22 protein-coding genes and 2 pseudogenes are annotated in these 23,415 nt (G+C 71.1%); 10 read left to right on the top strand and 14 right to left on the bottom strand.

Features of this window, described 5'->3' with window-relative positions:
• From OG386_RS44700 to OG386_RS44690, 3 genes are read right to left on the bottom strand one after another with little or no spacing between them, the layout of a single operon-like run.
• Entirely contained in the window at positions 1–2,577 is a 2,577-nt protein-coding gene (locus OG386_RS44700; protein WP_328792981.1) for a cation-translocating P-type ATPase, read from the bottom strand.
• 7 nt (positions 2,578–2,584) lie between these two features.
• Positions 2,585–3,442: a universal stress protein gene (locus OG386_RS44695; RefSeq protein ID WP_328792980.1), complete on the bottom strand. Its 858-nt coding sequence runs from the start codon at positions 3,440–3,442 to the stop codon at positions 2,585–2,587.
• On the bottom strand, positions 3,439–4,347 hold the full coding sequence (locus OG386_RS44690) for a universal stress protein (protein ID WP_328792979.1): 909 nt from the start codon (positions 4,345–4,347) through the stop codon (positions 3,439–3,441). The genes OG386_RS44695 and OG386_RS44690 overlap by 4 nt, the downstream gene beginning before the upstream one ends.
• 936 nt (positions 4,348–5,283) lie before the next feature.
• On the opposite strand from OG386_RS44690, the gene OG386_RS44685 reads away from it, so the two are divergent.
• On the top strand, positions 5,284–6,309 hold the full coding sequence (locus OG386_RS44685) for a 1-phosphofructokinase family hexose kinase (protein ID WP_328792978.1): 1,026 nt from the start codon (positions 5,284–5,286) through the stop codon (positions 6,307–6,309).
• A 216-nt stretch (positions 6,310–6,525) separates the two neighbouring features.
• Here OG386_RS44685 and OG386_RS44680 read toward each other — a convergent pair whose 3' ends face one another.
• The gene (locus tag OG386_RS44680) at positions 6,526–7,212 is read right to left on the bottom strand and encodes a universal stress protein (RefSeq protein WP_326747029.1); all 687 of its coding nucleotides are present in this window, start codon (positions 7,210–7,212) and stop codon (positions 6,526–6,528) included.
• A 186-nt stretch (positions 7,213–7,398) separates the two neighbouring features.
• Here OG386_RS44680 and OG386_RS44675 point away from each other — a divergent pair, with 186 nt between their 5' ends.
• Positions 7,399–7,845, top strand: a complete 447-nt coding sequence (locus OG386_RS44675) for an OsmC family protein (protein WP_326747030.1) — start codon at positions 7,399–7,401, stop codon at positions 7,843–7,845.
• A gap of 363 nt (positions 7,846–8,208) precedes the next feature.
• Here the strand turns inward: OG386_RS44675 and OG386_RS44670 are convergent.
• Positions 8,209–9,076, bottom strand: a pseudogene (locus tag OG386_RS44670) (MFS transporter); the annotation flags it as partial.
• Between the two features lie 127 nt (positions 9,077–9,203).
• On the opposite strand from OG386_RS44670, the gene OG386_RS44665 reads away from it, so the two are divergent.
• The 5 genes from OG386_RS44665 to OG386_RS44645 all read left to right on the top strand — a co-directional run bounded on the left by OG386_RS44665 (position 9,204) and on the right by OG386_RS44645 (position 12,779).
• Positions 9,204–9,650, top strand: a complete 447-nt coding sequence (locus OG386_RS44665; RefSeq protein ID WP_326747031.1) for a DUF6153 family protein — start codon at positions 9,204–9,206, stop codon at positions 9,648–9,650.
• A 77-nt stretch (positions 9,651–9,727) separates the two neighbouring features.
• Positions 9,728–10,357, top strand: coding sequence for a DUF305 domain-containing protein (locus OG386_RS44660; RefSeq protein ID WP_326747032.1), 630 nt, complete (start codon positions 9,728–9,730; stop codon positions 10,355–10,357).
• A gap of 333 nt (positions 10,358–10,690) precedes the next feature.
• Positions 10,691–11,335 carry a WD40/YVTN/BNR-like repeat-containing protein gene (locus OG386_RS44655; protein ID WP_328792977.1) on the top strand — a complete coding sequence of 215 codons (645 nt, stop codon included), beginning with the start codon at positions 10,691–10,693 and terminating at the stop codon, positions 11,333–11,335.
• Between the two features lie 93 nt (positions 11,336–11,428).
• Positions 11,429–11,848 (top strand): hypothetical protein, encoded by a 420-nt coding sequence (locus OG386_RS44650; protein WP_326747034.1) that lies wholly within the window; start codon positions 11,429–11,431, stop codon positions 11,846–11,848.
• Positions 11,849–12,041: 193 nt separating this feature from the next.
• Positions 12,042–12,779 (top strand): hypothetical protein, encoded by a 738-nt coding sequence (locus tag OG386_RS44645; RefSeq protein ID WP_328792976.1) that lies wholly within the window; start codon positions 12,042–12,044, stop codon positions 12,777–12,779.
• Positions 12,780–12,787: 8 nt separating this feature from the next.
• Here OG386_RS44645 and OG386_RS44640 read toward each other — a convergent pair whose 3' ends face one another.
• Entirely contained in the window at positions 12,788–13,396 is a 609-nt protein-coding gene (locus tag OG386_RS44640) for a TetR/AcrR family transcriptional regulator (RefSeq protein ID WP_328792975.1), read from the bottom strand.
• Between the two features lie 116 nt (positions 13,397–13,512).
• Between OG386_RS44640 and OG386_RS44635 the strand changes: the two genes are divergently transcribed.
• Entirely contained in the window at positions 13,513–14,370 is an 858-nt protein-coding gene (locus OG386_RS44635; protein WP_328792974.1) for a class I SAM-dependent methyltransferase, read from the top strand.
• Positions 14,371–14,397: 27 nt separating this feature from the next.
• On the opposite strand, the pseudogene OG386_RS44630 reads toward OG386_RS44635, so the two are convergent.
• The 7 genes and pseudogenes from OG386_RS44630 to OG386_RS44600 all read right to left on the bottom strand — a co-directional run bounded on the left by OG386_RS44630 (position 14,398) and on the right by OG386_RS44600 (position 21,678).
• A pseudogene (locus tag OG386_RS44630) lies at positions 14,398–14,679 on the bottom strand (metal-sensitive transcriptional regulator).
• 531 nt (positions 14,680–15,210) lie between these two features.
• The gene (locus OG386_RS44625; protein ID WP_328792973.1) at positions 15,211–17,301 is read right to left on the bottom strand and encodes a SpoIIE family protein phosphatase; all 2,091 of its coding nucleotides are present in this window, start codon (positions 17,299–17,301) and stop codon (positions 15,211–15,213) included.
• 870 nt (positions 17,302–18,171) lie between these two features.
• Complete coding sequence (locus tag OG386_RS44620) at positions 18,172–18,438, bottom strand: metal-sensitive transcriptional regulator (protein ID WP_280913761.1); 267 nt, start codon at positions 18,436–18,438, stop codon at positions 18,172–18,174.
• Positions 18,439–18,502: 64 nt separating this feature from the next.
• Positions 18,503–19,075, bottom strand: a complete 573-nt coding sequence (locus OG386_RS44615) for a rhodanese-like domain-containing protein (RefSeq protein ID WP_326747039.1) — start codon at positions 19,073–19,075, stop codon at positions 18,503–18,505.
• A gap of 96 nt (positions 19,076–19,171) precedes the next feature.
• On the bottom strand, positions 19,172–19,918 hold the full coding sequence (locus OG386_RS44610) for a sulfite exporter TauE/SafE family protein (RefSeq protein WP_328792972.1): 747 nt from the start codon (positions 19,916–19,918) through the stop codon (positions 19,172–19,174).
• Positions 19,915–20,274, bottom strand: coding sequence for a rhodanese-like domain-containing protein (locus OG386_RS44605; protein WP_328792971.1), 360 nt, complete (start codon positions 20,272–20,274; stop codon positions 19,915–19,917). Before OG386_RS44605 ends, OG386_RS44610 begins: the two co-directional genes overlap by 4 nt.
• A gap of 42 nt (positions 20,275–20,316) precedes the next feature.
• On the bottom strand, positions 20,317–21,678 hold the full coding sequence (locus tag OG386_RS44600; RefSeq protein WP_328792970.1) for an MBL fold metallo-hydrolase: 1,362 nt from the start codon (positions 21,676–21,678) through the stop codon (positions 20,317–20,319).
• A gap of 157 nt (positions 21,679–21,835) precedes the next feature.
• Between OG386_RS44600 and OG386_RS44595 the strand changes: the two genes are divergently transcribed.
• Both OG386_RS44595 and OG386_RS44590 read left to right on the top strand, forming a co-directional pair.
• Positions 21,836–22,231 (top strand): DUF302 domain-containing protein, encoded by a 396-nt coding sequence (locus tag OG386_RS44595; RefSeq protein WP_326747043.1) that lies wholly within the window; start codon positions 21,836–21,838, stop codon positions 22,229–22,231.
• 470 nt (positions 22,232–22,701) lie between these two features.
• Positions 22,702–22,878 carry a hypothetical protein gene (locus OG386_RS44590; RefSeq protein WP_328792969.1) on the top strand — a complete coding sequence of 59 codons (177 nt, stop codon included), beginning with the start codon at positions 22,702–22,704 and terminating at the stop codon, positions 22,876–22,878.
• Positions 22,879–22,941: 63 nt separating this feature from the next.
• On the opposite strand, the gene OG386_RS44585 is transcribed toward OG386_RS44590, so the two are convergent.
• Positions 22,942–23,385, bottom strand: a complete 444-nt coding sequence (locus tag OG386_RS44585; protein WP_328792968.1) for a DUF2267 domain-containing protein — start codon at positions 23,383–23,385, stop codon at positions 22,942–22,944.
• Between the last annotated feature and the right edge of the window lie 30 nt (positions 23,386–23,415).

Here is a 23,415-nt window from a genome sequence, read left to right as displayed (position 1 = left end):
TCATGCCTTTCTGTGGAACGCTCCCCGGAGGATCCGGGCGGCGATGAACGCTCCGAGACCGGCCGCGGCGGCGAGCCCCGTACCGGACCAGCCCACGGGCTCGGTGTCGAGCAGGGACTGGAGTGCGGGCACGTACAGAGCGGCTGTCGCCAGGAGCGCGGAGACCGCTACGGAGGCGGGGAGGAAGAGGTTCTGCCTGATGAGCAGTCGGGCGCGCAGGCCCAGGGCCACTCCGAGCTGGGCCGCCAGCAGGGCCAGGAAGAGCACGCTCTGCCAGGGCAGGTCCATAGCACGTGCGACGATGCCGGCGGCCAGGCTCAAGGTCGTCACAACTGCGGCGAGTACCAGGAGGCGTTGCCACACGCCCGCGGCCAGGATGTGCTGTCCGGGCGGGCGCGGTGGGCGTCGCATGGCCTGCGGAGTGACGGGTTCGGCGCCCATGGCCACGCCCGTCAGCCCGTGGGTGAGGAGGTTGATCCACAGGATCTGTCCTGCCCGCAGGGGCAACGCCAGGCCGAGCACCGGGCCTGCCAGCATCACCAGTATCTCAGCGGCTCCGCCCGCCATGGCGTAGACGAGGAAGCGCCGGATGTTGTCGTAGACGCGGCGGCCTTCCTCTACGGCCTTCACCACGGTGGACAGCTCGTCGTCGGTGAGCACGAGGTCCGCCGCCTGGCGGGCGACCTCGGTTCCGCGGGCGCCCATGGCCACACCGATGTCGGCCTGGTGGAGGGCGGGGCCGTCGTTGACGCCGTCCCCGGTCATGGCCGTTACAGCGCCCCGGGCGCGCCATGCGCGGACGATGTCCAGCTTCTGCTGCGGGTCGGTCCGGGCGAAGACACGGATCCGGGTCAGGTCGGTGTCCGGGGCCGCGGCCAGTTCCGGCCCGGTGAGGACCTCACTGGCGGATCCGTCCTCGACGAGGCCGGTACGCACGGCGATGGCTTGAGCCGTCGCCGGATGGTCGCCGGTGATCAGGACGGGGGTGATGCCCGCCGCGCGGCATGCTTCCAGGGTCGTGGCGGCCGACGCTTTGGGCGGGTCACTGATGGCGACGAGGCCCAGGAGGCTCAGTCCGTGCTCGGCCTCGGGAGCCGGCCGGTCCCACACGAGCCGCTCGGTTCCTGCCACGGCCAGGACCCGAAAGCCTTGCGCGGCCAGAAGAGCGGCCTGACGGTGGGCCCCGTCCAGAAGCTCCTGCGGTGCGGCAAGCACCTCGGCGGTCAGTACCGCCTCTGGCGCGCCCTTGAGGCATACCAGGACGTTTCCGTCCGGAAGATGGTGCAGTGTGGTCATACGCTTGCGGAGGCTGTCGAAGGGAGCTTCCGCGAACCGGGGACAGTCCCGGTGCAGGGCGGCCTGGTCCGGGCAACCCGCTCTCGCGGCTGCCGCCAGCAGCGCGGCCTCCATCGGATCGCCCACAGCCGTCCACGTGTCCGAGCCCTTTCCGGGGGGCCGCAGGCCGGCGTCGTTGCACAGGGCCGCCGTCGTGAGCAGTTCCTGCAGTGGCCGGAGCTGGTCTGCCGCCAGGGGCTGCCCTTCTCGGGTCAGGCTTCCCAGCGGCTCGTAGCCGCTGCCGGTCACATCTGCGGTGCCGGAGGGCGTCCACAGGTGCTGGACCACCATGCGCCCCTCGGTGAGGGTGCCCGTCTTGTCCGTGGCCAGGATGCTCACGGAGCCAAGGGTTTCCACGGCCGGCAGACGGCGGACCAGGGCGTTGCGGGCTGCCATCCGGCGCGCTCCGAGCGCGAGGGCGAGTGTGACCACGGCGGGGAGGGACTCCGGCACTGCGGCGACAGCCAGGCTGATGGAGGTCACGGCCATCGTGCTCCACGGGAGGCCACGCACCAGGCCCAGGGCGAAGAACAGCACGCACAGGGCGATGGTGACGGCCGCCAGGATCCGGCCCAGTGAGGCGAGGCGACGCTGGAGCGGGGTGAGGTCCCGGCCCGTGTCGAGGAGAGCCGCGATGCGCCCGAGGGCACTCGCCGGCCCCGTGGCGGTCGCGGTAGCGGACCCTCGGCCACGGACGACGACGGTGCCTGCGCTGACCGTGTCGTCCGCCGTCTTGTCCACCGGCTCGGATTCGCCCGTGAGCATGGATTCGTCCACCAGGAGTGCGGATGCCTCGGTCAGGTCGGCGTCTGCGGCGACGATGTCCCCCTCCCCCAGCAGCAGGACGTCACCCGGCACCACCAGTGCCGCCGGAACCTCGTGCGGGGTGCCGTCGCGCAGCACTCTCGCGTGCGGGGCGGAGAGGGCGGAGAGCGCGGCGACAGCGCGGTCCGCCCGGACTTCCTGCGCCACTCCCACGGTCGTGTTGAAGACGACCACCAGGCCGATGACGACGGCGTCCGGGTGGTCCCCGATCGCCATGGTCAGCACCATGGCCCCGAGGAGCACCATGATCAACGGGTCGCGGAGTTGGGCCAGCACCCGTCGGTGCAGCGGCGTGGACCGTGGGGGTGCGACTTCGTTCCTGCCGTACCGGGCCAGGCGGCGCTCGGCTTCGGCCTGGGTGAGCCCCGGTCCCGCCGGGAAGCCGACAGGCCGCGTGGTGGTCGTACGTATGGTCATGGCGGCGTCATTCGCTCGGCACGGTGATCACAGGGCAGTGCGCACGGTGCAGGAGGCCGTGGACGACGGAACCGAGGCGCATTCCGGTGTATCCGCCGCGACCCCGGCGGCCTACCACCAGGGCCGGCGCGTGCTCGGCCGCCCGCGCCAGTTCCTCGACCGGGTGGCCCGTCATGGCCTCGTGGGTGACGTGCACGTCGGGGTACTTGTCCGACAGGCCGGCGGTGGCCTCGGAAAGCAATGCGCGGTGGGCTCGCAGGGCGACTTCCTCGTCGTTCGGCATGAACAGGGCTGGTTGCCACACGCAGACGACCCGGAGCGCCGCTCCGCGCAGGTCCGCCTCGTCGAAGGCGAATGTCAGCGCGGCCGTGGCCGATGCGCTTCCGTCGAGGCCGACGGCCACGTAGGGCGGCTGCCGGCTGATGTGCTCCCCCTCGCCCACGACGACGACCGGGCAACTGGCCTGGGCGCTGACGGGGACCACGATGGAGCCCGCGCTGAAGAACTCCGCGGTGCGGCTCAGGTGTCGCGAGCCGAGCACGACCAGCCGGGCCTCCTTGGCCACCCTGCCCAGGACAGGGACGGGGAACCCGTGGAGCAGGTCGCCGGTGACGTCCACCTCCGGGTGACGGGCGTCTACCCAGTTGCGAGCCTGGTCGAGCCTGTCGGCTCCCGCCCGTCGCAGGGCCATGTGGCCCGGGGTGTCGTCGACGTGGTGGGTGTCGTGCTGCGGCGCCACCGCGAGCACCAGGCGCAAGGGAAGCCGACGGCGGTGCGCCTCGTCGGCGGCCCAGGCGAGGGGCAGATGCCAGTCCCTGGCTGGGTCGATCCCGACGACGATGTCTCGGCCCTTGCGGCCGGTCATGGCCTGCTCCCGAAGTCGCTGCCCATCCGGGGAATGAGGAGGACGGGGCAGTGCGCGTGGTGCAGGACGCTGTGCGTGGCCCTGCCCAGGCTGCGGGTAATCCCGAGGGCGCCGGGGACCCGGCGGCCGCCCATGACGAGCAGGTCGGCGCGGCGGGAACCTTCGACCAGGACGCCGGCCACGGAGATGCTCTTCTCGGCGTCGGCCCGCACCTCGAGGTCGGGGAACTCGTCGCGGACCGCGTCGGTGACGGCACGCAAGGCTTCCGCGTGCGTGGCCGCGATCTCGTCGACGTCGTCGAGCATGCTCACAACCAGGCCTACGGACTGCAGGATGTTCCAGACGTGCAGGAGTCGGAGCGATCCCTTGCGCAGTACGGCCTCGCACGCGGCGTAGCGGGCGTACAGGAGGTCGTGCTCGTCACGGATGGCGGCGAGGACGGTTCCGGTCTCCTTGGCCCCGTCGAGGCCCCGGACAATGACGACCGGGGTCATGGCGGCAGCCGCGACGTCCAGGCCGACCGAGCCGAGCATGAGCGAGTCGAATCCGCCGACGCCGCGATTGCCCACCACGATGGTGCCGTGCAGGGCACCGGCCCGGTGGAGGGTGCTGACGGCGTCGGCTCGGCTGAACTCCGTGCTCACGCGCAGACCTGGGTACTGGTCGGTAACAGCCTTCGCCGTTTCGTCCAGGAGTTCCCGGCCGTTGGCGCGGACCCGTTCGATGATCTCCGCCGACAGGTAGAGGGTCCTGCCGTCGGTGTCGGCCCCGTAGACGATGTGCAGGGGGCGGTCGCGGCGTGCGGCCTCTGCTGCTGCCCACATGGCGGCCGTACGTGCCGCGTTCGAGCCGTCGACGCCAACAACCACTGAACTGGTATCCGGGGTGCGGAAGGTGCTTTCCACGGTTCCTCCCAACCGATAAGCCGACGGGGGACACCACTCACGGTGGCACTGCCGACGCGCTCGGGAGAGGGCCGCCCGGGACCGCGATCGGGACCAAAGGTCCCCATCGTCCCGCGCGCCGCCGCTCCGCCCGAGGGCCATCGCCCTCCCGGCCCCTTCTTGTCCGTCCAGGGGCGGAGATCGCCGCGTACGGGGTCGTGGAGCAGGGCGAGAGCGAGGTCGACGAGTCGATGGTGAATTCGGCCGATGGCCGCTGCGCCCACCCGAGCTGCCTGCCCGGTCCCAGGGTGCCTCGCCCCAGACCGGTCCGAAAGTTCACCAGGATCTTGCCCGGATGCCGCAGCGGTCACCGGCTACCCGATGCTCCCGTCAGAACTACCAGCCGGGGAACAGACCCAGCCGAGAGCCGGAATGCAGGAGACGTCAGACTGTTCCAGTATGGGAGCCGGGTCGGACGTGTCGCTGTCCACGGAGGTGAATACGTTGATCTCGCCCGGGCGGCGCCGGGCCAGTGGAGCTGGACGAGACCTTCGGCCGCACGGACCAGTTCCCAGGTGGGCCACGGGTACGTCATGCGCCGTTCCGGCCTATTCGGGTGCCGGCCGTACTCCCCTCGGGGGTGAGGGCTGAACAGCAGCGCGTCCCTGGCCGACGGTGGGCTCACGATCACCGTACTCGAGGCCCGAGCAGCCACAGCACCAGGCTGAGAACGGCATCCGGCAGCCAGCGCGAGAGGACAGCGGGCATGGCAATGCCTCATCTGATCAACGGTCGGCACGATCGTCAGGACTCGAAGCTCTCCCAGGGCGCGGCCACGCTCGGGATTGACCTCAGCGCGTGGGATCAGGCCCCGGTCTCCTCAGGCCGCCGTGAGCGGGGCCGTGCCCAGCAGGTGGTGCGCGGGGTAGGCGCCAGCGCGGCCTCCAGGGCACCGCGATGAACACGGCCGCGACTCCGTCCCCCTCCACAGCCGAGACTCCCGACGGTGCGGGGGGATCGGGGAGTGCCTCCGGGCCGTCGATCCTCACCTTGACGATGAATCCTGCGGTCGATCTCTGCTGGGAGGTCGATCGCCTGGAGGGCATCGGCAAGAACCGTGCGCGGGTCAGGTCGGTGGCCGTCGGGGGCGGAGGGATCAATGTCGCCCGTCACGTCGTGCGGTTCGGGGGACGGGCCACCGCCGTCCACACCGCGGGAGGCGAGGTCGGCCTGCGCGTCAACCGGCTGCTGGACGAAGAGGGCATCGACCACGTCGCCGTCGACATCGCCGACGACACCCGCGAAGCGCTCGTGCTCTTCGAGACGCAATCGCGCCGCAGTTTCCACATCGTGCCGCCCGGCCCGCGCCTGCACCGGCACGAGGGAGAGCGGTGCCTGGAGGTGCTGGAGCGGTTCGTGGCCGGCAGTCCCTCGTACGTCGTCGCCAGCGGCAGCCTGCCCGCCGGGCTGCCGGACGACTACTACGCTGCCGTCGCCCGCCGGGTCGGGGACGCCGGATCCCGGCTGATCCTCGACACCTCCGGGCCGGCGCTCCCGGCAGCGCTCGCCGCAGGCGTGTTCCTGTTCAGGTGCAACCGAACCGAGGCCGAGACCCTGACCGGCCACCCCGTCAGCGGCTTCGACGACGCCCGAGCCCTCAACGAGCGCCTGCTCACCACGGGGGCCGCCGAGATCGCCGTCACCACCCTCGGAGCGCTGGGCGCGCTGTGCTCGACCGTGCACGGCCACACCGAACTCCACGCACCGCCGCTGCCCGGTGAGCCCCTGAGCGACGCCGGGGCGGGAGACAGCATGGTCGCCGCCCTCACCACGCGGCTGGCCGCCGGCGAGGACCCCGTCAGCGCCTGCGCGCTGGGGGTGGCCACGGCCGCCGCGGCGATGCTCACCCCCAGCACCGAACCGTTCGACGTGGAGGTGGCCCGGTCCCTCCGCCCACAGGTGCGGACCGCCCGCCGCGGCTGAGCAGGGTCTCGCCGCACCTGCCTGTCCCTCGTCGCCGGATCTCGGGACTAGCCGAAGGGCACGACGGCGACCGGTGCGGCACGTGACCGATGTGGGCCCCATCGGCGCCGGGTGCCTGCGGCGCCCGACCACCACGAGTTCCGCGCCCTCCGAGGCGTCCACGAGCTGAACCGCGGCGGCTCCGATGACGGCTTCCTCGACAACTTGGACGTCCGGTCAGCTCCTGCGCAAGGGCCGGACCAGTTCTGCCAGAGCGGATGCGACGTGGCCACCGACCGTCTCGCCAATGCCTGGATCGGCCACCATCGCGTACACGGACGGACCGGGCAGAGTCCAGCCGTGCACGACGCGAACCCTCACGCCCCGACGCGCCGCCTCCAGGAACGCGAAGGCGAGCACGGGCGTGTTCGAGTGTCGGAGGTCGGCGCCCGCGACGATCTCGCCGACAGCCGGTCCGGGCACCTCTCCCGCGGCCGGGGCGTCCGCCCGGTCGGCGCGTACGAGCACGACCGGCCGGTGTGAGCGGCGAACGACGGCCAGAGAAACAGACCCGGCCTGGAACCCAACGAGTCCTCCGAGCCCGCGGGAGCCGAGCACCATGAGATCCGACTCGTCGGCGGCCGCACTCAGCAGGGAGCGAGCGCGCCCACGCACCTCTTCGGTCGTCACCTCAAGCCCCGGGTGGTCCTTGCTCAGTTGCTCGGCCGTGTCGCGGAGCGGTCCCGTGGACCGCTCCGCATCGTAGGCGGCGATCGGGTAGGGAATCGCGGGCGCGACCGGCAACTCCTCCACGTGGACCATGCGCAGGGGGGCCTCGCGCCGTACGGCCTCGCGTGCGGCCCAGGCGGCCGCGGCGACACTCTCGGAGGATCCGTCCAGACCCACAGTGACCTGAACAGTCATGTCGTACCTCCTCCTCGACGCGTCGGAGCGGAACGACCGGAAGCGTCCGAGCGCGGTATCCAGCTTCGCGCTCCGCCTTCGGTGGCGTGAGGGGCCGACCGGGCCAGACAGCTGCCCGAAGGACCCATGCCCGAGGCCGACGGATCGCCGACAGTGGCAGCACCCACCGGAACCGGAGGTACGGCCATGACCGACACTGCACCGGGAAGGTCTGGTACTCGGCTGCCGGAGGCTGCCCACCGGCTCGATGTCGCCCACGTCGACGGCGATGTCTATGTGGTCGACGTGCGCGGCCACCGCTTCCGTGTCGACCAGCCCACGGACGCGGGCGGGACGGACACCGCGCCCACGCCGACCGAGCTGTTCGCAGCCTCCTTGGCTACGTGCGTCGCCTTCTACGCGGGGCGCTACCTGCTGCGCCACGGTCTGTCGAGCGACGGCCTGGCCGTGCGGGCAGAGTTCGCCATGGCCACCGACCGACCCGCCAGGGTGGCCGCAGTGCGCCTGGTGATCGAGCCGCCCCCGCAGATGCCCGAAACGCGGCGCGCGGGTCTTCTCGCCGTCGCCTCGCACTGCACCGTCCACAACACGCTCCAGCAGCCGCCAGAGATCGGGATCGACCTCGCGTCGTAGCCGCCGCTCGGCGCAAGACGCTGATCCTCCGCCTTATGAATCACGCGGTTACCGGGTCTATGTTCGTCACCTCGACGCTGAGGGGGATGGATGGGCCCTGACGAGGTGATGATCGACGCCCTGGCGGAAAAAATCCTCGGGGGCAAGGTCGGAGGCGCCCTCCACCTGCCGTTCCGGTGGAAGCAGAAGAATGCGCCACGTCGCCTGTCCTCCCCCTTTCACGTCGAGGCCAGCACACCCGTCCAGACCGATCTCTCCTGCCGTCTCGACCTGCGCTTCCGAATAGGGCTGGACAAGCCGTGGGAGTACAGCCTGATGCTGCTCCACCCCGGAAGCGGCACGATCCTGCGCCGCCTCGATGTGCGAGGTCATGAGCAGCATCAGCAGACCGGTCATGGGCAGCAGCGCCGCTCCGGAGGCGAAGGCACCGTAGCCGAGCGCCTGCTGGAGGTAGAGGTTGAGGAAGTACCACATCGGGATCCAGGCTGCCCCGAGCAGGGCCATGGCCAGGTCGGAGACGCCCAGGCCGGGGGTGCGCCAGATGCCGAGCGGCATGAGCGGCGCCTTCGAGACCCGCTGGATCAGTACGAATAGGGTCAGCAGCACCAGACCCGAGAAGAGTTCGACGAGGGTCGCGGCCGAGGTCCAGCCGGCTTCGGGGGCGCGGACGACGGCGAAGACGGTGAGCGCAAGCCCGGCGGTGACGGCGGCCGCGCCGAGGACGTCCACCCCGCCCCCGCGGCGGGCGCTGACGGCCGGGAGGAAGCCCGTGGCCAGCAAGGTGGCGATGCCGATGGGGACGTAGACGATGAAGACCCAGGGCCAGCTGGCCCACTCGGTGAACACCCCGCCCAGGAACACACCCGCCGTACCGCCGGCCGGTACGGCGGCGCCGTAGAGGGCGAGGGCCTTCCCGAGCTCCTTGGGGTCGTACCCGAAGAGCATCATCAACAGGGTCATGGAGGCAGGTGCGATGAGCGTGCCGCCCACGCCCTGCACCGCACGACCTGCGGCCTCCACCCAAGCGGTGGTCGCGGCCGCAGCCAGCACGGAGCCGGCGATCAGGACGCTCCAGCCGACCATGAAGACCTTCCGGGCTCCGAGGAGGTCGGAGAGGCGGCCCCCCAGAAGAAGCAGTCCGCCGAAGGCGATGACGTAGGCGTTGAACACCCACTGCAGATCCCCCTGGGAGACCCATGGCCCACCAGCGACGCGGATTGACGGTAGACATGACCGCTCCCACCCCCAAGGGGTATCTGTCGATGAAATGAACCGTATACCCCCTGCAGGTATTTCCCAAGATGCAGGAAACCCGGCCCGGCTTCGCACCGTGAGGAAGAGGCGCTTACGATGCCGCTATGGATCAGCAGGCGAGGCGCGCGGTGACGCCCCTCGGGCTGCGCTCCCACCTGCTGCTGGTCTTGGCCGTACTGGTCGGGCTCGTGGCCATGCACGGCCTGGGGCCGGGTGCTGTTCCGGCTTCCGCCGCCGCACCCGGGTGCGCGGCCGCCGACGAGACGGCCATCGGGCACGGCACTCCTGGGGCGGGCGAGCACGCAATGAAGCTCGACCCCGCGGTGCGTGCCGACGAGCCGGTCGGCGACGGCGGCAGCGGGCACGCCCAGCACGCGGATGCGACCTGCGCCGCCGCGGGCACGGCGGGCACCCCGGTCCTGGACTCTCCGGCCGCCGCCTTGACCATCGTTACGGCCGCGCCGGTCCTCGATCTCGGAATCGACATGAGCAGTGCGGTTGGCGGACGCGCGCCACCGTCACTGAGCGAACTGCAACTCCTGCGCGTATAGGGCAGCCCGAGCTCTCGGACCAGCCCTTACCCCGGCACGCCCATCGCGCGCGCCTTCACCGCAGGAGTTGCACCACTATGACCACCAAGCGTTCCCTGATCCGCCGCGCCACCGCAGTGGCAGCAGCCGCCACCGCCGCCCTCGTCCTCGCTTCCTGCGGCGGAAACGGCGACAACGCCGGTTCGGCCCACAACGGCCACAGCACCACCTCGCCGTCCACATCCGCCCCGGCACAGCAGGGCGACCACCACGCGGCCGACGTCACCTTCGCCCAGGGGATGATCCCCCACCACCGTCAGGCCATCGAGATGGCCGGCCTCGCCGCGACCCACGCGGAGTCGGCCGAGGTGAAGAAGCTCGCCACCGAGATCAAGAAGGCTCAGGACCCGGAGATCAAGACTCTGTCCGGCTGGCTGACCTCCTGGGGCGAGCAGGTCCCGGCCGAGGGCCAAGGCCACGGCGGGCACGACATGTCCGGGATGATGTCGGCCGAGGAGATGATGCAGCTGGAGTCCTCGTCCGGCAAGGCGTTCGACACCGCCTTCCTCCAGATGATGGTCAAGCACCACGAGGGCGCGGTCGCCATGGCGAAGATCGAGCAGTCCGACGGGAAGTACGGGCCTGCCAAGGAGATGGCCGGAGCGATCATCACCTCCCAGAGCGCGGAGATCGCCCGGATGAACGCCCTCCTCGGCAACAAGAGCTGACGCGATTCAGCACGCCTCGGTGCGGGCAGCCGGTGATGGCTGCCCGCACCCGCCCGCCTGTCCCTTCTCAATCGTTCTGGACCTCACACATGACCATCCGCTTCCGGATACCCGCGGTCGCTGTGGCGGTCGGCGCCTGCTGCTGACCGCCCGCTCGACCACAAGCCCCAAGGCCACCGCGCCCAAGGCCGGCGATCCCGTCCCGGGAACCGGGCACCTCCACGGTCTCGGCGTCGCCCCCGCCGACGGCACCCTCTACGCCGCCGGGCATCTCGCGTCTTCCGCCTCGGCCCCACCCGCGCCGTACGGATCGCCGACCGCTACCAGGACACGATGGGCTTCACCGTCACCGACCCGCGCACCTTCCTCGCCAGCGGCCACCCCTCCCCCACCGACCCCACCGCGACCTCACCGCAGCTGGGCCTGATCCGCAGCGCGGACACCGGCCAGGCCTGGACCACCGTCTCCGCCGGAGGGGACGCCGGCTTCAACTCCCTCCAGCAGGCCGGCCCGACCCTCTACGGCCTCGACAGCCAGACCTCGCAGATCTGGGCCAGCAAGGACGGCGGCGCGACCTGGGAACGGCGCGCGAAGATCCCAGGCGGCGACCTGGCCGCCCACGCAGGGGCGCCCCAGGAGGTGTGGGCGACCACCCGCGACGGACTGCTGCACAGCACCGACGGCGGTGCCACCTTCCAGCCGGTCCCCGGCGCACCGGCCCTGGCCGCCGTAGAGCGGCCCGCCCCGGACCAGCTGATCGCCCTCGCTGCCGACGGCAAGGTCGTGGCCAGCGGCGACGGCAGGTCCTGGAGCGAACGCGGCCGCCTCCCGGGCGGTGTACAGCCCGCGGTACTGACCGCGGCAAGCCCCGCCCACCTGCTGGCCGCCGACACGAACGACGCCGTCTACGAGTCCAAGGACGGCGGACGCCCGTGGAATACCGTGCACCAACCGGGCCACATGAACCCAGGGCACTGACTTGCCCGGAGCCAGCCGCAAGATCACCTATCGGAGTGAAGCCTGCGGGGACCGCCCCGCAGGCCGCCACGGGGCCGTGGATAGGATCGCGACGTGAACACCGCCCGGCCCCGTACCTCCACCTTGCGGACCCGCATTCTCGCGGGCCCGCGATGTGTGCTGCTGGTGGCCATGCTGGTGTTCGCCTTCCTCTACTCGCACGGCGTCAGCCTCGACGGGGTCCGCGGCCACACCGACACGGCCGCCGGCTTCCTCACCTCCACCACGGATTCGGCGCTCGCCGAGAGCACCCCGGACGACCATCACGGCGAGGGACACGGCGCGTCCCACACCGCCGAGGAGTGCGCCACCAGCGCGCCGCAGCAGCCGCCGACGCTGATCCCTCCCACCGAGCACGCCCTTACGCGGATCCTGCCGGCGGTGCTCGCTGCGTCCCCGGACCGGTATCACGGTCCCGCTCCGGCCCTGGGCGGCTCACGACCGCCAGGCACCACAGCAATCCTGCGCATCTAGACCACTCCCGGCTCCCGGCGCCTCCGTAGGCCGTCGGTGAGCTCATGCTGCCCGCACATACGTAACCCTGCCCGCCCCGAACCGGGGCCGGGCCCGGTGCAGCCTGCCCTCCGGCAACCGCTCCTGCCACTACCGCGACGCGACCGTCGTCGGCTCGGCCCGGGCTGCACCCGTACGCCTGCAAGGAGTCCCCATGACGCCCACCCAGCTCGCCGACCGCGCCCCGGCCGCGCCCGTCCCCGCACCCCGGTCAGCCGGCCGCAGCGAGATCCGCGAGGCCCGCTCCCGACGCAAGAGGCTCCTGGCCCGCTACCTCGGATACGTCGGCTACTTCGTCGGCGCCGGCCTGATCAGCGGCGCCGTCGTCCACCACCCCCTGGACCCCGCCCGCTACACCCGCATCGCCCTCTACGGCGTCCTGCTCTTCCTCGCCGCGACCGCGCTCAACGAGTTCCTGCTCACCCGCCGCAAGGCGACGTTCAAGCAGGTGGCGGGCATCATGGGCGCCTCTCTGCTGCTCTCCTTCGGCATCGGCATGCTCAGCGGCGGCCTCCAGCACTTCTCGGACTTCCCCACCCGCGCCGCCACCCTCATCCCCGCAGGCATCCTGCTCTCCTTCATCGCCTTCGTGATCAAAGACGAGGACGCCTCCTGGCGACGCATCTTCGGCCTGACCGGACTCGCCATCCTCCTCACAGCCGTCGCCGCCTTCGCCGGCCTGCGCTACGTCGCGTCCTCCATGGCCCCGGAATCAGGCGGGCACAGCCACGGCACCGGCGCCGGCGAGAGCGAGACCCACCACGAGGAACCGACCGTGACCGGCAGCACGCAGCCGACCCCGCAGTCCAAGCCGACGGCTCCGGCCCGCACGGCTCCCGCCACTCCCCCGTCTGAGCAGTCCCACGACGACGGGCACGCGCACGGGCACTGACTCCGAGGTCACTCCATCGGCGGCTGCTCGGCACCACCCAGCAGTACGGCCAGCAGCCGCCCGATGATCGTTTCCGGCTCCTCACCGCGGCCGGGAACGCGTGTCATCAGCAGGTGATGCATCGTGCCGACCAGTGCTAGCGCGATGGTGGCGGTGTCGGCGTCCGAGGCCATCCGGCCGCCAACCTGCTCCGCCTGCAGGTAGGCGGTGAAAGCGTGCTGGATCGCGTCGAACGCAGGCGCTCCGGACTGGAAGCCTTCCCGGGTGTGCAGCGCGGCCGCCGGGCGTGTCAGCGCCAGGCCCACCACTGCCGGGGGCAGGGCATCCAGCAAGGCGAGAACAACGCTCTGGAGATTCCCCGCGACCGTGGCCTGCCCCACCTTCTCGTGCAGCGCCGCGGCTTGGCGGGCACTGCGCGCGAACCGGTCCAGAATCAGTTCGGCGACGAACTCGTCCAGGCCGGCGAAGTGGGTGTGCAGGACGCCCTTGCCGCAATCCGCCTCAGCGGTGACGGCCCGGCTCGTGAGGCCCGCCGCACCGTCACGGGCCACTACGCGCTCCGCCGCCGCGAACAACCGCTCGCGCAGGTCCGGAATCGCCACTCCACGAGGTGACACAACAGCCCCTTTCATCAAGCCCGTTGCGAGTATGGGCGAACGCCCATACTGTTTGGGCGCTTGCCCATACTAGAGCCGGGGCGCCGCGCTGCGCCCCGGCGGGACGGAGTTCACCCATGGCTCGATTCGCCAACACCGCACAGGCCGAGGCGTGGAACGGTTACGAGGGCGAGCAGTGGGCCCGCAGCCAGGAGCGCTGGGACGCCATCAACAACGGCTTCAACCAGCCCCTCCTGGACGCCGCAGCCATCACGGAAAGCGATCACGTGCTGGACATCGGCTGCGGGGCCGGGCGCAGCACCCTCCTCGCGGCCCAGCGCGCCGTCCGGGGCCGGGCGCTCGGGCTGGACCTGTCCGGCCCCATGCTGGAGCGGGCCCGCGAGTGCGCCCAGCGCGAAAGGGTGGAGAACGTCTCCTTCGTGCAAGGCGACGCCCAGGTCCACGCTTTCGATGCTGAGGGATTCGACGCGGTCATCAGCCGGTACGGCATGACCTTCTTCACCGACCCCGTCGCCGCGTTCGCCAACCTCCACCGCGCACTGCGGCCCGGCGGCCGACTGGCCTTCATCTGCGCCGCCGAAGCCGAAGCCAACGAGTGGCTTGAGGCGCTGGCCTCACTGGAGGGCATCCTGCCGCTCGGCGGCTTCGGTAAGCCCGGCGGCCCCGGCATGTTCTCACTCACCGACCCCGAGCACATTCGCACCCTGGTCACCGCGGGCGGGTTCGGCGAAGTCGACGTGCAGCGGCTCGAGGTGCCGGGACACTGGGGCGCCGACGCGGCCGACGCCGCAGCGTTCCTGCTGGACTCCGGCCCGGGACGCCATCTACTCAGCCAGGTCACCCCGCCGCAGCAGGCGGAGGCGCGCCAGGCACTGACGGATACTCTGCACCGTCACGAGGCAGAGGGATCGGTGTGGCTGCGCAGCAGCTCCTGGCTGGTCACTGCCATGCACAACGGGGCTGGACGAAGCTGACAGCCTCCCGTACGGGGCCGCTGCCGCTCAGGAGCGGACCATGCGGGCGATGGCCTGGGAGGCTTCGGCGACCTGGCCCTTGGCCTGGTCCCCGCCGCCGGCGATCGCGTCGGCCACACAGGACTGGATGTGGTCCTCCAGCATGGTGAGCCCGAAGGACTGCAGTGCCTTGGTGGTGGCGCCGACCTGGGTGAGGACGTCGGTGTATTAGGCGTCCTCCTCGACCAGGCGTTGCAGGCCGCAGACCTGACCCTCGATGCGGCGCAGCCGCTTGAGGGCATCGTCCTTGTGGGCCACGTAACCGTGCATGGCGATCCCTTCCCGACGAGCGAGCAATTGCCCCTGGGGGATCCGAGATAACGATGAGCCCGCGCAATGTGTTCCGCCGGCGGCACGCGTACCCAGGGTCAGATCGCCGGCCTCGATGGCGGCGGCGGTGCCGGTCCCCATGGTTTCTGCGGGCTCCATACGCGAGAACGTGGCATCGGAGGCGGGTGACACGTCCCGGGGCATGGCACTGGCCGCCTGCGTCGGGATCCACCTCTCCCGGCGCATGGCACGCTCGGCAGACACCGCCAGGAAGTGGCGGCTGTTCCTGCAGTTCCAGACCGGCGGCTCACCCTGACCGTCGGCTGACACGATGCGGGCGTCGCCCAACGACGACGCCCGCATCGCGGCGCAGGTCCGTGGACACCGGAGCCGCGCCGCGAACCTCACGCTTCCAAGTCGCCTGAGCGGAGATGACCCGCAGGTTGAACAGGCTCGCGCCACAGCCCCGGTGAAGGGGGCGCGGGTGGTGGCGTCTGTACGCAGCATGGAGCGTCCAGTAGCCAGTCGCGCTCAGGTGCCGTGGCGCTCGGCCGGTGCACATATGGCTTGGGCGATGAGGATCGCCACGTCGTCGTGATCGTCGGGGTGTCGCAGTGAGTTCAAGAGCCACTGGCAGGTGTCGTCCAGGGGGCGGCGCGGTCCGTCAAGGGTGTCCAGGAGGGTGTTCAGGCGCTCGTCGATGGGGTGGCGGCGTGTTTCGACCAGGCCGTCGGTGTAGAGGACGAGCCGGTCGCCGGGGCCCAGGTCGAAGGCGGTGGTGTGGAAGGGGACGCCGCCGATGCCGAGGGGTGCGCCGGTGGGCAGATCGAGCAGGCGGGGACGCCGGCCGATTGCGGCGAGGACGGGTGGCAGGTGTCCGGCGTTGGCGATGCGGCACCGGGGGTCGTAGACGGCGTAGATGCAGGTGGCTATGTAGTGCTCGAGCCCGCAGGTGATCTTGTCGAGGTGTTGAAGCACCTGGTCGGGTTCCAGATTGAGGTCGGTGAAGGCACAGGTGGCGGTGCGCAGGCGGCCCATGGTGGCGGCGGCGTCGATGCCGTTGCCCATGACGTCCCCGACCACCAGGGCGGTCTTGTCGCCGGTCAGGGGGATGACGTCGTACCAGTCGCCTCCCACCTCGCTGGTCGCCTGGGCGGGCTGATAGAGGGAAGCGACGGTAAGGCCCGTGAGCGGAGGTGGGTGGCTCGGCAGGAGGCTGCGCTGGAGGGTCTCTGCGGTGTTGCGGACGCTCTGGTGCCAGCGGGCGTTGTCGATGGCTACGGCGGCCCGGGCTGCGATCTCCCAGGCGAGCAGGACGTCGTCCTCATCGAAGGGCAGGGGGTTTCGGGCGCGCAGCAGGTCGAATGCGCCGAGGACCTCGTTGCGGGCGATCAGCGGCACGGCCAGATAGGAGTGCACGCCGGCCTGCGCAAAGGCAGCAGCGGCGTCGGCATCTCGGGCGATGTGGGTGAGGTCGTCGCCGCTGGCGTGGGCCACGACGACGGGCGCTCCGGTGTGTACGCAGCGGGTGATCAGCCGGTCCGCGCCGTACGCCGCCAGGTTCCCGGCCGGCAGCGAGGCCGTAATCGCGGGTGTCGGGTAGGCGGCGGCCACGGCGAGGGCCCGGAACGTTTCCGGGCCCAGGGCGCGGGATGGGGTGGCGCGGCGGAAGGCGAGGACGTCGTCGAGGACGTCGACGGCCGCGACGTCGGCCAGGTCGGGCACGGCGACGTGGACCAGCTCCTGCGCGGTGCGCTCCACCTCCAGGCTGGTGCCGACACGGGCGGAGGCGTCGGCGATCACCGCGAGCCGGCGCCGGGCCCGATCGGCTTCGGTGGTTGCCTGGTGGCGTTCGCTGACGTCGACCACCGAGTTCGCCACGCCGATCACCCGCCCGCTGGCGCCATCGATGCGGAAGTAGGACACCGACCAGGCGTGGTCGTGGTCCGGGTCGGCCGGCGTGCGGCCGACGGTGTACTGGTCGATCACCGGTGTGCCGGTGATCAGCACCTGGCGCAGAGCGGACTCAATCGTCTCCACGTCGAGAAGGCTCAGGATGTCGCGGGGGTGCTTGCCGATGTGGTCGGCGGCGGGGATGCCGTTGATGCGCTCCAAAGCCGGGTTCACCAGCAGGTATCGCAGATCGGTGTCCATGAGGGCGATGCCGATGGGTGCCTGCGCCACCAGGCGCTGGGAGAGAGCCAGGTCGGTCTCAAACCGTTGCAGCGTGGTCTGGTCGGCGGCGACACCCAGGGCGTAGGTGTCGCCGAGGTAGTCCAGCAGCCGCATATTGCGGAACTCCACCAGGCGCGTGCTGCCGTCCTTGTAACGGATCGGGAACGCGCCGGCCCAGCTCGCGCCGGTCCCCATCACTTCGGCGAACAACTTGACCACGAGGTCTTGGTGCTCCTCGTGGACCAGCAGGTGCGCCGCGTACTGGCCCAGGGCCTCCTCGGCGGTGTACCCGAACACCTCATCGGCCTGCGGGCTCCAGAACACGATCCGCCCACGTGTATCCAGCACGATCGCGGCCACACTGAGCAGATCGAGCAGCCCACCCGGCGGTGACAGCCCCGCCGGGCCGCCCCGCTCCTGTCCGGGGAGCGGCTCTTGTGTACCCATCCTGAAAGGCTCCCTCCTCAGCGGAGCCCGCCAGGGGCGTGCGCCGGTTGAGGGCTCTTCCTCCATGCTGCTCCCCGAACCTGGTGCCCACGATCCAAGGCATCCCGGCGAAGAACTTGGCACCCCACGCTCGCATGTCGCCCGCCCCGGCAAAGACACGGGGGGACCGTAGCGCCGCTGACAACCGGAAGCCCACGGGAGCGAGCGTGGCGCAGGGATCCGCAAAACCCCGAGAGATCGAAAAGGTGGACGAGTACCGGAGGAAGGGGATGGTGGCACGGCGTACGTCGCCACCACACAGCATGTCATCGGGGAGAGGTCGAAATCGCTGAGGGCGCGGAACTACGACAGTAAGCTTAGAACCACGCGTCGCTGCCAGGCGCGGACAGTTTGTTTCGTGTGTCGAGCGACCGGAGCGTCGCCTGGACGTTGAGGAAGTTGTCTCGGGTCCGACTTCTACGGCCCCGCCGATCAGCAGGAGGCGCCGGCGTGCTGCTCCGTGGGCGGGCGCGGGTCCGCCGCAGCGGGTGACGCGACACGGGCCCTTTGTCCCGGACCGTCCTCATCGGGTCCGGGACAAAGAGCGAAGGTCAAACCATGAAGGCCCAAGTCTGCGACTTTGGCCTTCGTTCACGAGCGGATGACGGGAATCGAACCCCGGCTGTGAGCTTGGGAACCACTCGGCACTTGCTGTACCCGCATAGCGCCTGACCTGCGGGTACAGTGGCCTGGCCCGACGTTTCGGCTACTTCTACGGATCCCCCGTCAAGCACTGTTGACCGTACCTACTGGCACGTTGCGGCACGGCTGGTTCCATTCCGTGGTGCCACGTCGGCCATCGTGAGGATGCCGTTCCGGTGCGGGGGCGGGTCAGGCGAGGGCGAGGAAGAGCTTTTCGAGTTCTTCCTCGGTCATGGGGGCCTGGTTCTCGCCGGCGTCGGTCATGCACTGGCGCATGCCGCTGGCCACGATCTTGAAGCCGGCGCGGTCCAAGGCCTTGGAGACCGCCGCGAGCTGAGTGACGACGTCCTTGCAGTCGCGGCCGGCTTCGATCATGGCGATGACGCCGGCCAGCTGGCCTTGGGCGCGGCGCAGTCGGTTGAGGACTGCGTTGACTGCGTCGTCGTCGACCTTCACCGGTGCCTCCTGGGCTGTTGCATTCTCACCCCATGGTACCCCAGGGGGTATCTTCCCCCTGAGGTCAGCGGTAGCGCAGGGCGGCGAGGGTTGCCTCCAGGTCGCCCTGGCGGGGGCGGTTGTGAGGGAGCTTGGCCAAGAGGTCGGCCATGCCGCAGGTGTTGGTGAGGGAGGAGAAGACCAGGCCGCCCGCGACGCCCGCGGAGGCGAGGCGGAAGGCGGGGCGCAGGCGGCCCAGCGCGAGGCCGGTCAGGACGACGGCGCCGGCGCTGAGACGGACCTGGCGTTCCATGCTCCAGGTGGTGCGGGTGGCCCCCTGGGGGTGGTGGAGGGTGTGGCCTCCTGCGGCCCACGCTCCGGTGCCTCCGGCGAGCGTGGCGGTGGTGATGCCGTTGTCGGCAAGGGTGTTGCAGGCGTTCTCGGAGCGGGCGCCGGAGGCGCAGACGACGAGGATGTCGCCGCGGGCGGCGGCCGCGCGAATGTCGGGCAGGGCGCGGGTGAGATGGTCGAGGGGGATGTTGAGGGCGCCCGGGAGGTGGCCGGTGGCGTATTCGCCGGGGGTGCGGACGTCCAAGACGATCAGTTCGTGCAGGCGGCTGCTGGCCTGGTGGGGGTCGAGGGTGCGGGGGTGGGCCATGGTGCGGGTTCCATCCATGTGGGGGTGCCGGCCCGTTCTGCCGAATACCCCTGAGGGTGTCGGTGATGGCGGCCGGGGAGGGGGCGTGTTGCCGGGTCAGCGGATGACGTCGGCGAGCATGAAGGCGGCGACAGCCAGGAGTACGCCCGCGAAGGTCCGCTGGAGTGTGGTTCCGGAGATCTTGGCGGCGAGTCGTTTGCCGTCCCAGGCTCCGAGGATCGCTGCGCCGGTGAAGGGGGCGATGACCGCCCAGTGCAGGGGGGTGTGGGTGCCGGCGCGGGCTGCGAGTGCGGCGAGGGAGTTGACGGTGATGACCAGGAGACTGGTGCCGACCGCCGCGCGCATGCGCAGGCCCAGGGCGCCCACGAGGGCGGGGACGGCGAGGAAGCCCCCGCCGACGCCCAGGAAGCCGGTGATCGTGCCGAGTCCGGCGCCCGCTCCGGCGGCCCGCGCGGGCCGGACGGGCTGGGGCTGCCGGTCGGTGGGAGGGGTTCTGAACATGGCGAGTGCGGCGAGGGCCGCTACGGCGGCGAACGCCGCGGTCAGCACCGCCTCGGGCAGGCGGGCGGCGAGGGTGGCAGCGGCGACGGCGGGCAGGATACCTGCCGCCGCGAAGAAGGCGCCGGTCTTCCACCGGACGTTGCCGGAGGTCGCGTGGGCGTAGAGGGCGGTGGCGGAGGTGGCTGTGACGATGATGAGGGACGCGGTGGTGGCGGCGGCCGGAGTGAAGTCGAGGAGGTAGATCAGGGCGGGCACGGCCAGGACGCTGCCGCCTCCCCCAAGCGCCCCGAGGGCCAGTCCGATGACGGCTCCGGCGGCGAGGGCGAGTACGAGCGTGCTCACGTTATCCGGCCGCTGCTTCCGCGCGCGTCGACGACCGGTAGTCCGGCCGCTGCCCAGGCGTTCATGCCGCCCTTGACGTCGACGGCCTCGATGCCGCGTCCGGTCAGCAGCTTGGCGGCCTGTTGCGAACGGTGCCCGGAGCGGCAGACCACCACCAGGGGCCGCCCTTCGGCGGCAGCGGGCAGGGCGGTGCCGGCCGCGAGGCGGGAGAGCGGGGCGTGCACGGCGTCGGGGGCGTGTCCGGTGTTCCACTCGGCCTGCTCGCGCACGTCGAGGAGTACGACGGCGCCGCCGGTGGTGCGCTGGTGGGCCTGGATCGGGGTGAGGCGGGCGGTGCCGCGTCGAAAGAGGGACATCCGGCTTCCTTCCGGTTCTCGGGGTCGGGGAGAGGTGGTGGTTCAGCTGCCGGCCGTCAGCGGGAGGCCTGCCTCCATGGCGGCGTCGAAGGAGTCGTCAACGGCGACGACGTCGCGGCCTGCGGCATCCAGCAGGGAGGCCGCGATGGCCGCGCGCATTCCGCCCGCGCAGTGCACCCACACCGTCCCGGCGGGGACGTCGGCCAGGCGCTGGTGCAGGTGGTGGACGGGAATGTGAACGGAGCCTTCGATCCAGCCCTGGGCGCGTTCGGAGTCGCGGCGTACGTCCAGGACCACGTCCGGGCCGGACTCCTGGGCGGCGAGGTCGGCGAAGGTGGCACGGGGGAAGGAACGCGGGGTGTGGCCGGCGGGTATCCAGTCACCGGGGGTGCCGGTGGCGGCCGCGGCCGGGCGGTCGATGCCGACGCGGACCAGTTCGCGCTGGGCGGCGGCGAGCTGGGCGGGTGATTCGGCGAGGAGGGTGACGGGCTTGCCCCAGGGGATCATCCACGCGAGGTAGGTGGCGATCTTCCCCTCCGCCTCGAAGTTGAACGATCCCGCGACGTGCCCTTCGGCGAAGGCGACCCGGTTACGCAGGTCCACCACCCACTCCCCGGCGGCCAGACGCTCCGCGATGCCCGCCGCGTCGGTCAGGGGCGGTGCGCTCAGGTCCACCGGCCGGGGGCCGGCGGCGTTGGCCGGACCCATGTGGGTGTAGTAGGCGGGTACGTCGTCCAGGCCGGCCAGCAGGGCGGCGACGAACGAGTCGACGTCCTTGACGAGGGCGTCGTTGGCGGACTTCTCCTTGCCGATGGTGGTGGCGTCGCCCTCGGACTGGGAGGAGGAGCAGAAGCTGCCGAAGCCGTGGGTGGGCAGTACGGGCGTCTCGTCGGGGAGCTCGGCGGCCAGGCGGTGGGCGGAGGCGTGCTGGTCCCGGGCCAGCTCTTCGGTCAGCCGGGGTTCCACCAGGTCCGGGCGGCCCACCGAGCCGATCAGCAGCGAACCGCCGGTGAAGACCGCCGCCACCGCCCCTCGGTCTTCCAGGACGTAGGAGGTGTGGTGTGGAGTGTGGCCGGGGGTGGCCAGCGCCCGCAGTGTGATGTCCTCGTCCACGCTCACCGTGTCGCCGTCGGCGACGGGCGTGCGGGCGAAGGAGACACGGGCGGCGACGGGCACCAGGTAGACGGCGCCGGTCAGGCGAGCCAGGTCCAGGCCCCCGGTGACGTAGTCGTTGTGGACGTGGGTCTCCACCACGTGGGAGATCCGCACTCCCCGCGCGGCGGCCGCTGCCAGGACCCGGTCGATGTCGCGGGGCGGGTCGACGGCCACTGCGGTGCGCGCGCCTCCCGCCAGGTAGCTGCGGTTTCCGAGGCTCTCGGTCTCGACGGTGTCGATGAAGAACACGTGGTTGCTCCGTTCGGCTGGGCAATTACCCCCGGGGGTATATTTCGAGCCTAGCACGGGTACCCCCGGGGGTATTTTTACGCCAGGGAGAACCCGTCCGCACGGGGCGCCTGCCCGGCCCCCTCCAGTCCACGCACCCAGCGAAAGGGATGACGCCATGCGCTACGACCGGACCGTCCACTGCAGCACCGACTTCGCCACCACCGTCGCCGCCGTCCGCGACGCCCTGGCCGCGCAGGGTTTCGGCATCCTCACCGAGATCGACGTCACCGCCACCCTGAAGGCCAAGCTCGGCCACGACATGGAGGACTACCTGATCCTCGGAGCCTGCAACCCGCCCCTCGCCCGTCAGGCTCTGGACGCCGACCGCGCCGTCGGCCTGCTCCTGCCCTGCAACGTCGTCGTCCGTGCCGACGGCGACCGCACCGCCGTCCAGGCACTGGACCCCGGCGTCATGGTCACCCTGACGGGCCTGCCCGCCCTCCAGGACATCGCCGACGAGGCCACCCACCGCCTCGACGCCGCCTTGAACGCCGTCGAATCCGTCGGCTGACCCACACGAGGTCGGTGAGCCGCCGGAGCAACGCTGCCGCGCAGGACCCTCCGGTGGGAGGATCACGGCTTGGGGGGCACAGGGTTTCGAGTTGTTGAGGGGGAAGTCGCGACGGTTCTGGGAGCGGTGGCCGTCACCGGTGCGGCAGGGAACATCGGCTCAGTGGTGCGGCAAGCCCTGCGGCGCGAGGCGGCCAGGGTGCGCCTTCTCGACCGCGTGCCGCTGCACCTGGAGGCGCCGAACGGGAATCGGGCGAGTGGTCCTGGCCAGCAGCAACCGCGTGACCGGCTTGCACCCGACGCAGCGCCTCACCGGGCCAGTTCGGGCTGTCCGTCACCTGCCTGCGCATCGGCAGTTGCGAGCAGGCACCCACCGAGCCCCGCCACCTGGCGAGGCGGCTGAGTCCACGCGACACCTTCGGCTACGTCAAAGCCGCGCTCACGGCGCCGGCTTCCACGCGGTTCGCCGCGGTGTACGCCGTCTCTGCCGATGCTCGCCACTTCTGGCAGCTGCCGACGGAAGCGGAGTTGGACCACAACCCCGTCGACGACGCCGGAACCCACGCCGGACACATCCCGGGCGCCGACACCACCGCACCGCACGGGACTCCGCAGGACGGCCCCTACGCAACGCCGGAGTTCACCTAGCGGCACCTGCGGCCTTGAGAGCCGGCCCCGGGTGCAGTCCCGAGCCTTCCCGCAACTACCGCATCACGCTGCGGGCTGCGGCTGGCGCAGTTCCGTCTGGCCGAAGAGGAGTGCGTAGCCGGTGGGGAGTTGGTGGAGGATGCGGGTGAGGAGGTCGGGGCCGGTGAGGCGGGTGACGACGGCGAGTACGGCGCCGGTGTCCCAGCGGGCGACCGCCGGGCTGGTGCCGGCGCGGGCGGCCATGTCCTTGATGAAGCTCCAGCCGGTGAGCCGTTCGGTGGCGGGGATCTGGGCGGTCAGGGCCAGGGCGGCTTCGACGGGCAAGGCCTGGGCGAGGTCGACGCGTTCGTCTCCGACGAGCTGGCGGCCGAGGGCGGCCAGGACGGTGCGGACGGCTTCTTCTGCGCGTTCGCGGGTGGGGTAGGCGCCTTCGTAGCGCACGCGTTCCAGCATCTGCTCGAACGTCATGGCGGGGTGGGCCTGGTGCGGTCGAGGCTGGTCGTACATGGTGCTGCGGTTGCCTTTCTCGTCGATGAT

It is taken from the genome of Streptomyces sp. NBC_00273 (assembly GCF_036178145.1).
Classification (GTDB): domain Bacteria; phylum Actinomycetota; class Actinomycetes; order Streptomycetales; family Streptomycetaceae; genus Streptomyces.
This window is presented reverse-complemented; position numbering and strand designations above follow the sequence as displayed.

What these genes read in the sequence shown, in the direction of transcription:
- OG386_RS44700 (WP_328792981.1), bottom strand. Translation starts at nt 2,577, where the DNA reads ATGACCATACGTACGACCACCACGCGGCCTGTCGGCTTCCCGGCGGGA.
- OG386_RS44695 (WP_328792980.1), bottom strand. Translation starts at nt 3,442, where the DNA reads ATGACCGGCCGCAAGGGCCGAGACATCGTCGTCGGGATCGACCCAGCC.
- OG386_RS44685 (WP_328792978.1), top strand. Translation starts at nt 5,284, where the DNA reads ATGAACACGGCCGCGACTCCGTCCCCCTCCACAGCCGAGACTCCCGAC.
- OG386_RS44680 (WP_326747029.1), bottom strand. Translation starts at nt 7,212, where the DNA reads ATGACTGTTCAGGTCACTGTGGGTCTGGACGGATCCTCCGAGAGTGTC.
- OG386_RS44675 (WP_326747030.1), top strand. Translation starts at nt 7,399, where the DNA reads ATGACCGACACTGCACCGGGAAGGTCTGGTACTCGGCTGCCGGAGGCT.
- OG386_RS44665 (WP_326747031.1), top strand. Translation starts at nt 9,204, where the DNA reads ATGGATCAGCAGGCGAGGCGCGCGGTGACGCCCCTCGGGCTGCGCTCC.
- OG386_RS44660 (WP_326747032.1), top strand. Translation starts at nt 9,728, where the DNA reads ATGACCACCAAGCGTTCCCTGATCCGCCGCGCCACCGCAGTGGCAGCA.
- OG386_RS44655 (WP_328792977.1), top strand. Translation starts at nt 10,691, where the DNA reads ATGGGCTTCACCGTCACCGACCCGCGCACCTTCCTCGCCAGCGGCCAC.
- OG386_RS44645 (WP_328792976.1), top strand. Translation starts at nt 12,042, where the DNA reads ATGACGCCCACCCAGCTCGCCGACCGCGCCCCGGCCGCGCCCGTCCCC.
- OG386_RS44635 (WP_328792974.1), top strand. Translation starts at nt 13,513, where the DNA reads ATGGCTCGATTCGCCAACACCGCACAGGCCGAGGCGTGGAACGGTTAC.
- OG386_RS44625 (WP_328792973.1), bottom strand. Translation starts at nt 17,301, where the DNA reads ATGGGTACACAAGAGCCGCTCCCCGGACAGGAGCGGGGCGGCCCGGCG.
- OG386_RS44615 (WP_326747039.1), bottom strand. Translation starts at nt 19,075, where the DNA reads ATGGCCCACCCCCGCACCCTCGACCCCCACCAGGCCAGCAGCCGCCTG.
- OG386_RS44605 (WP_328792971.1), bottom strand. Translation starts at nt 20,274, where the DNA reads ATGTCCCTCTTTCGACGCGGCACCGCCCGCCTCACCCCGATCCAGGCC.
- OG386_RS44595 (WP_326747043.1), top strand. Translation starts at nt 21,836, where the DNA reads ATGCGCTACGACCGGACCGTCCACTGCAGCACCGACTTCGCCACCACC.
- OG386_RS44585 (WP_328792968.1), bottom strand. Translation starts at nt 23,385, where the DNA reads ATGTACGACCAGCCTCGACCGCACCAGGCCCACCCCGCCATGACGTTC.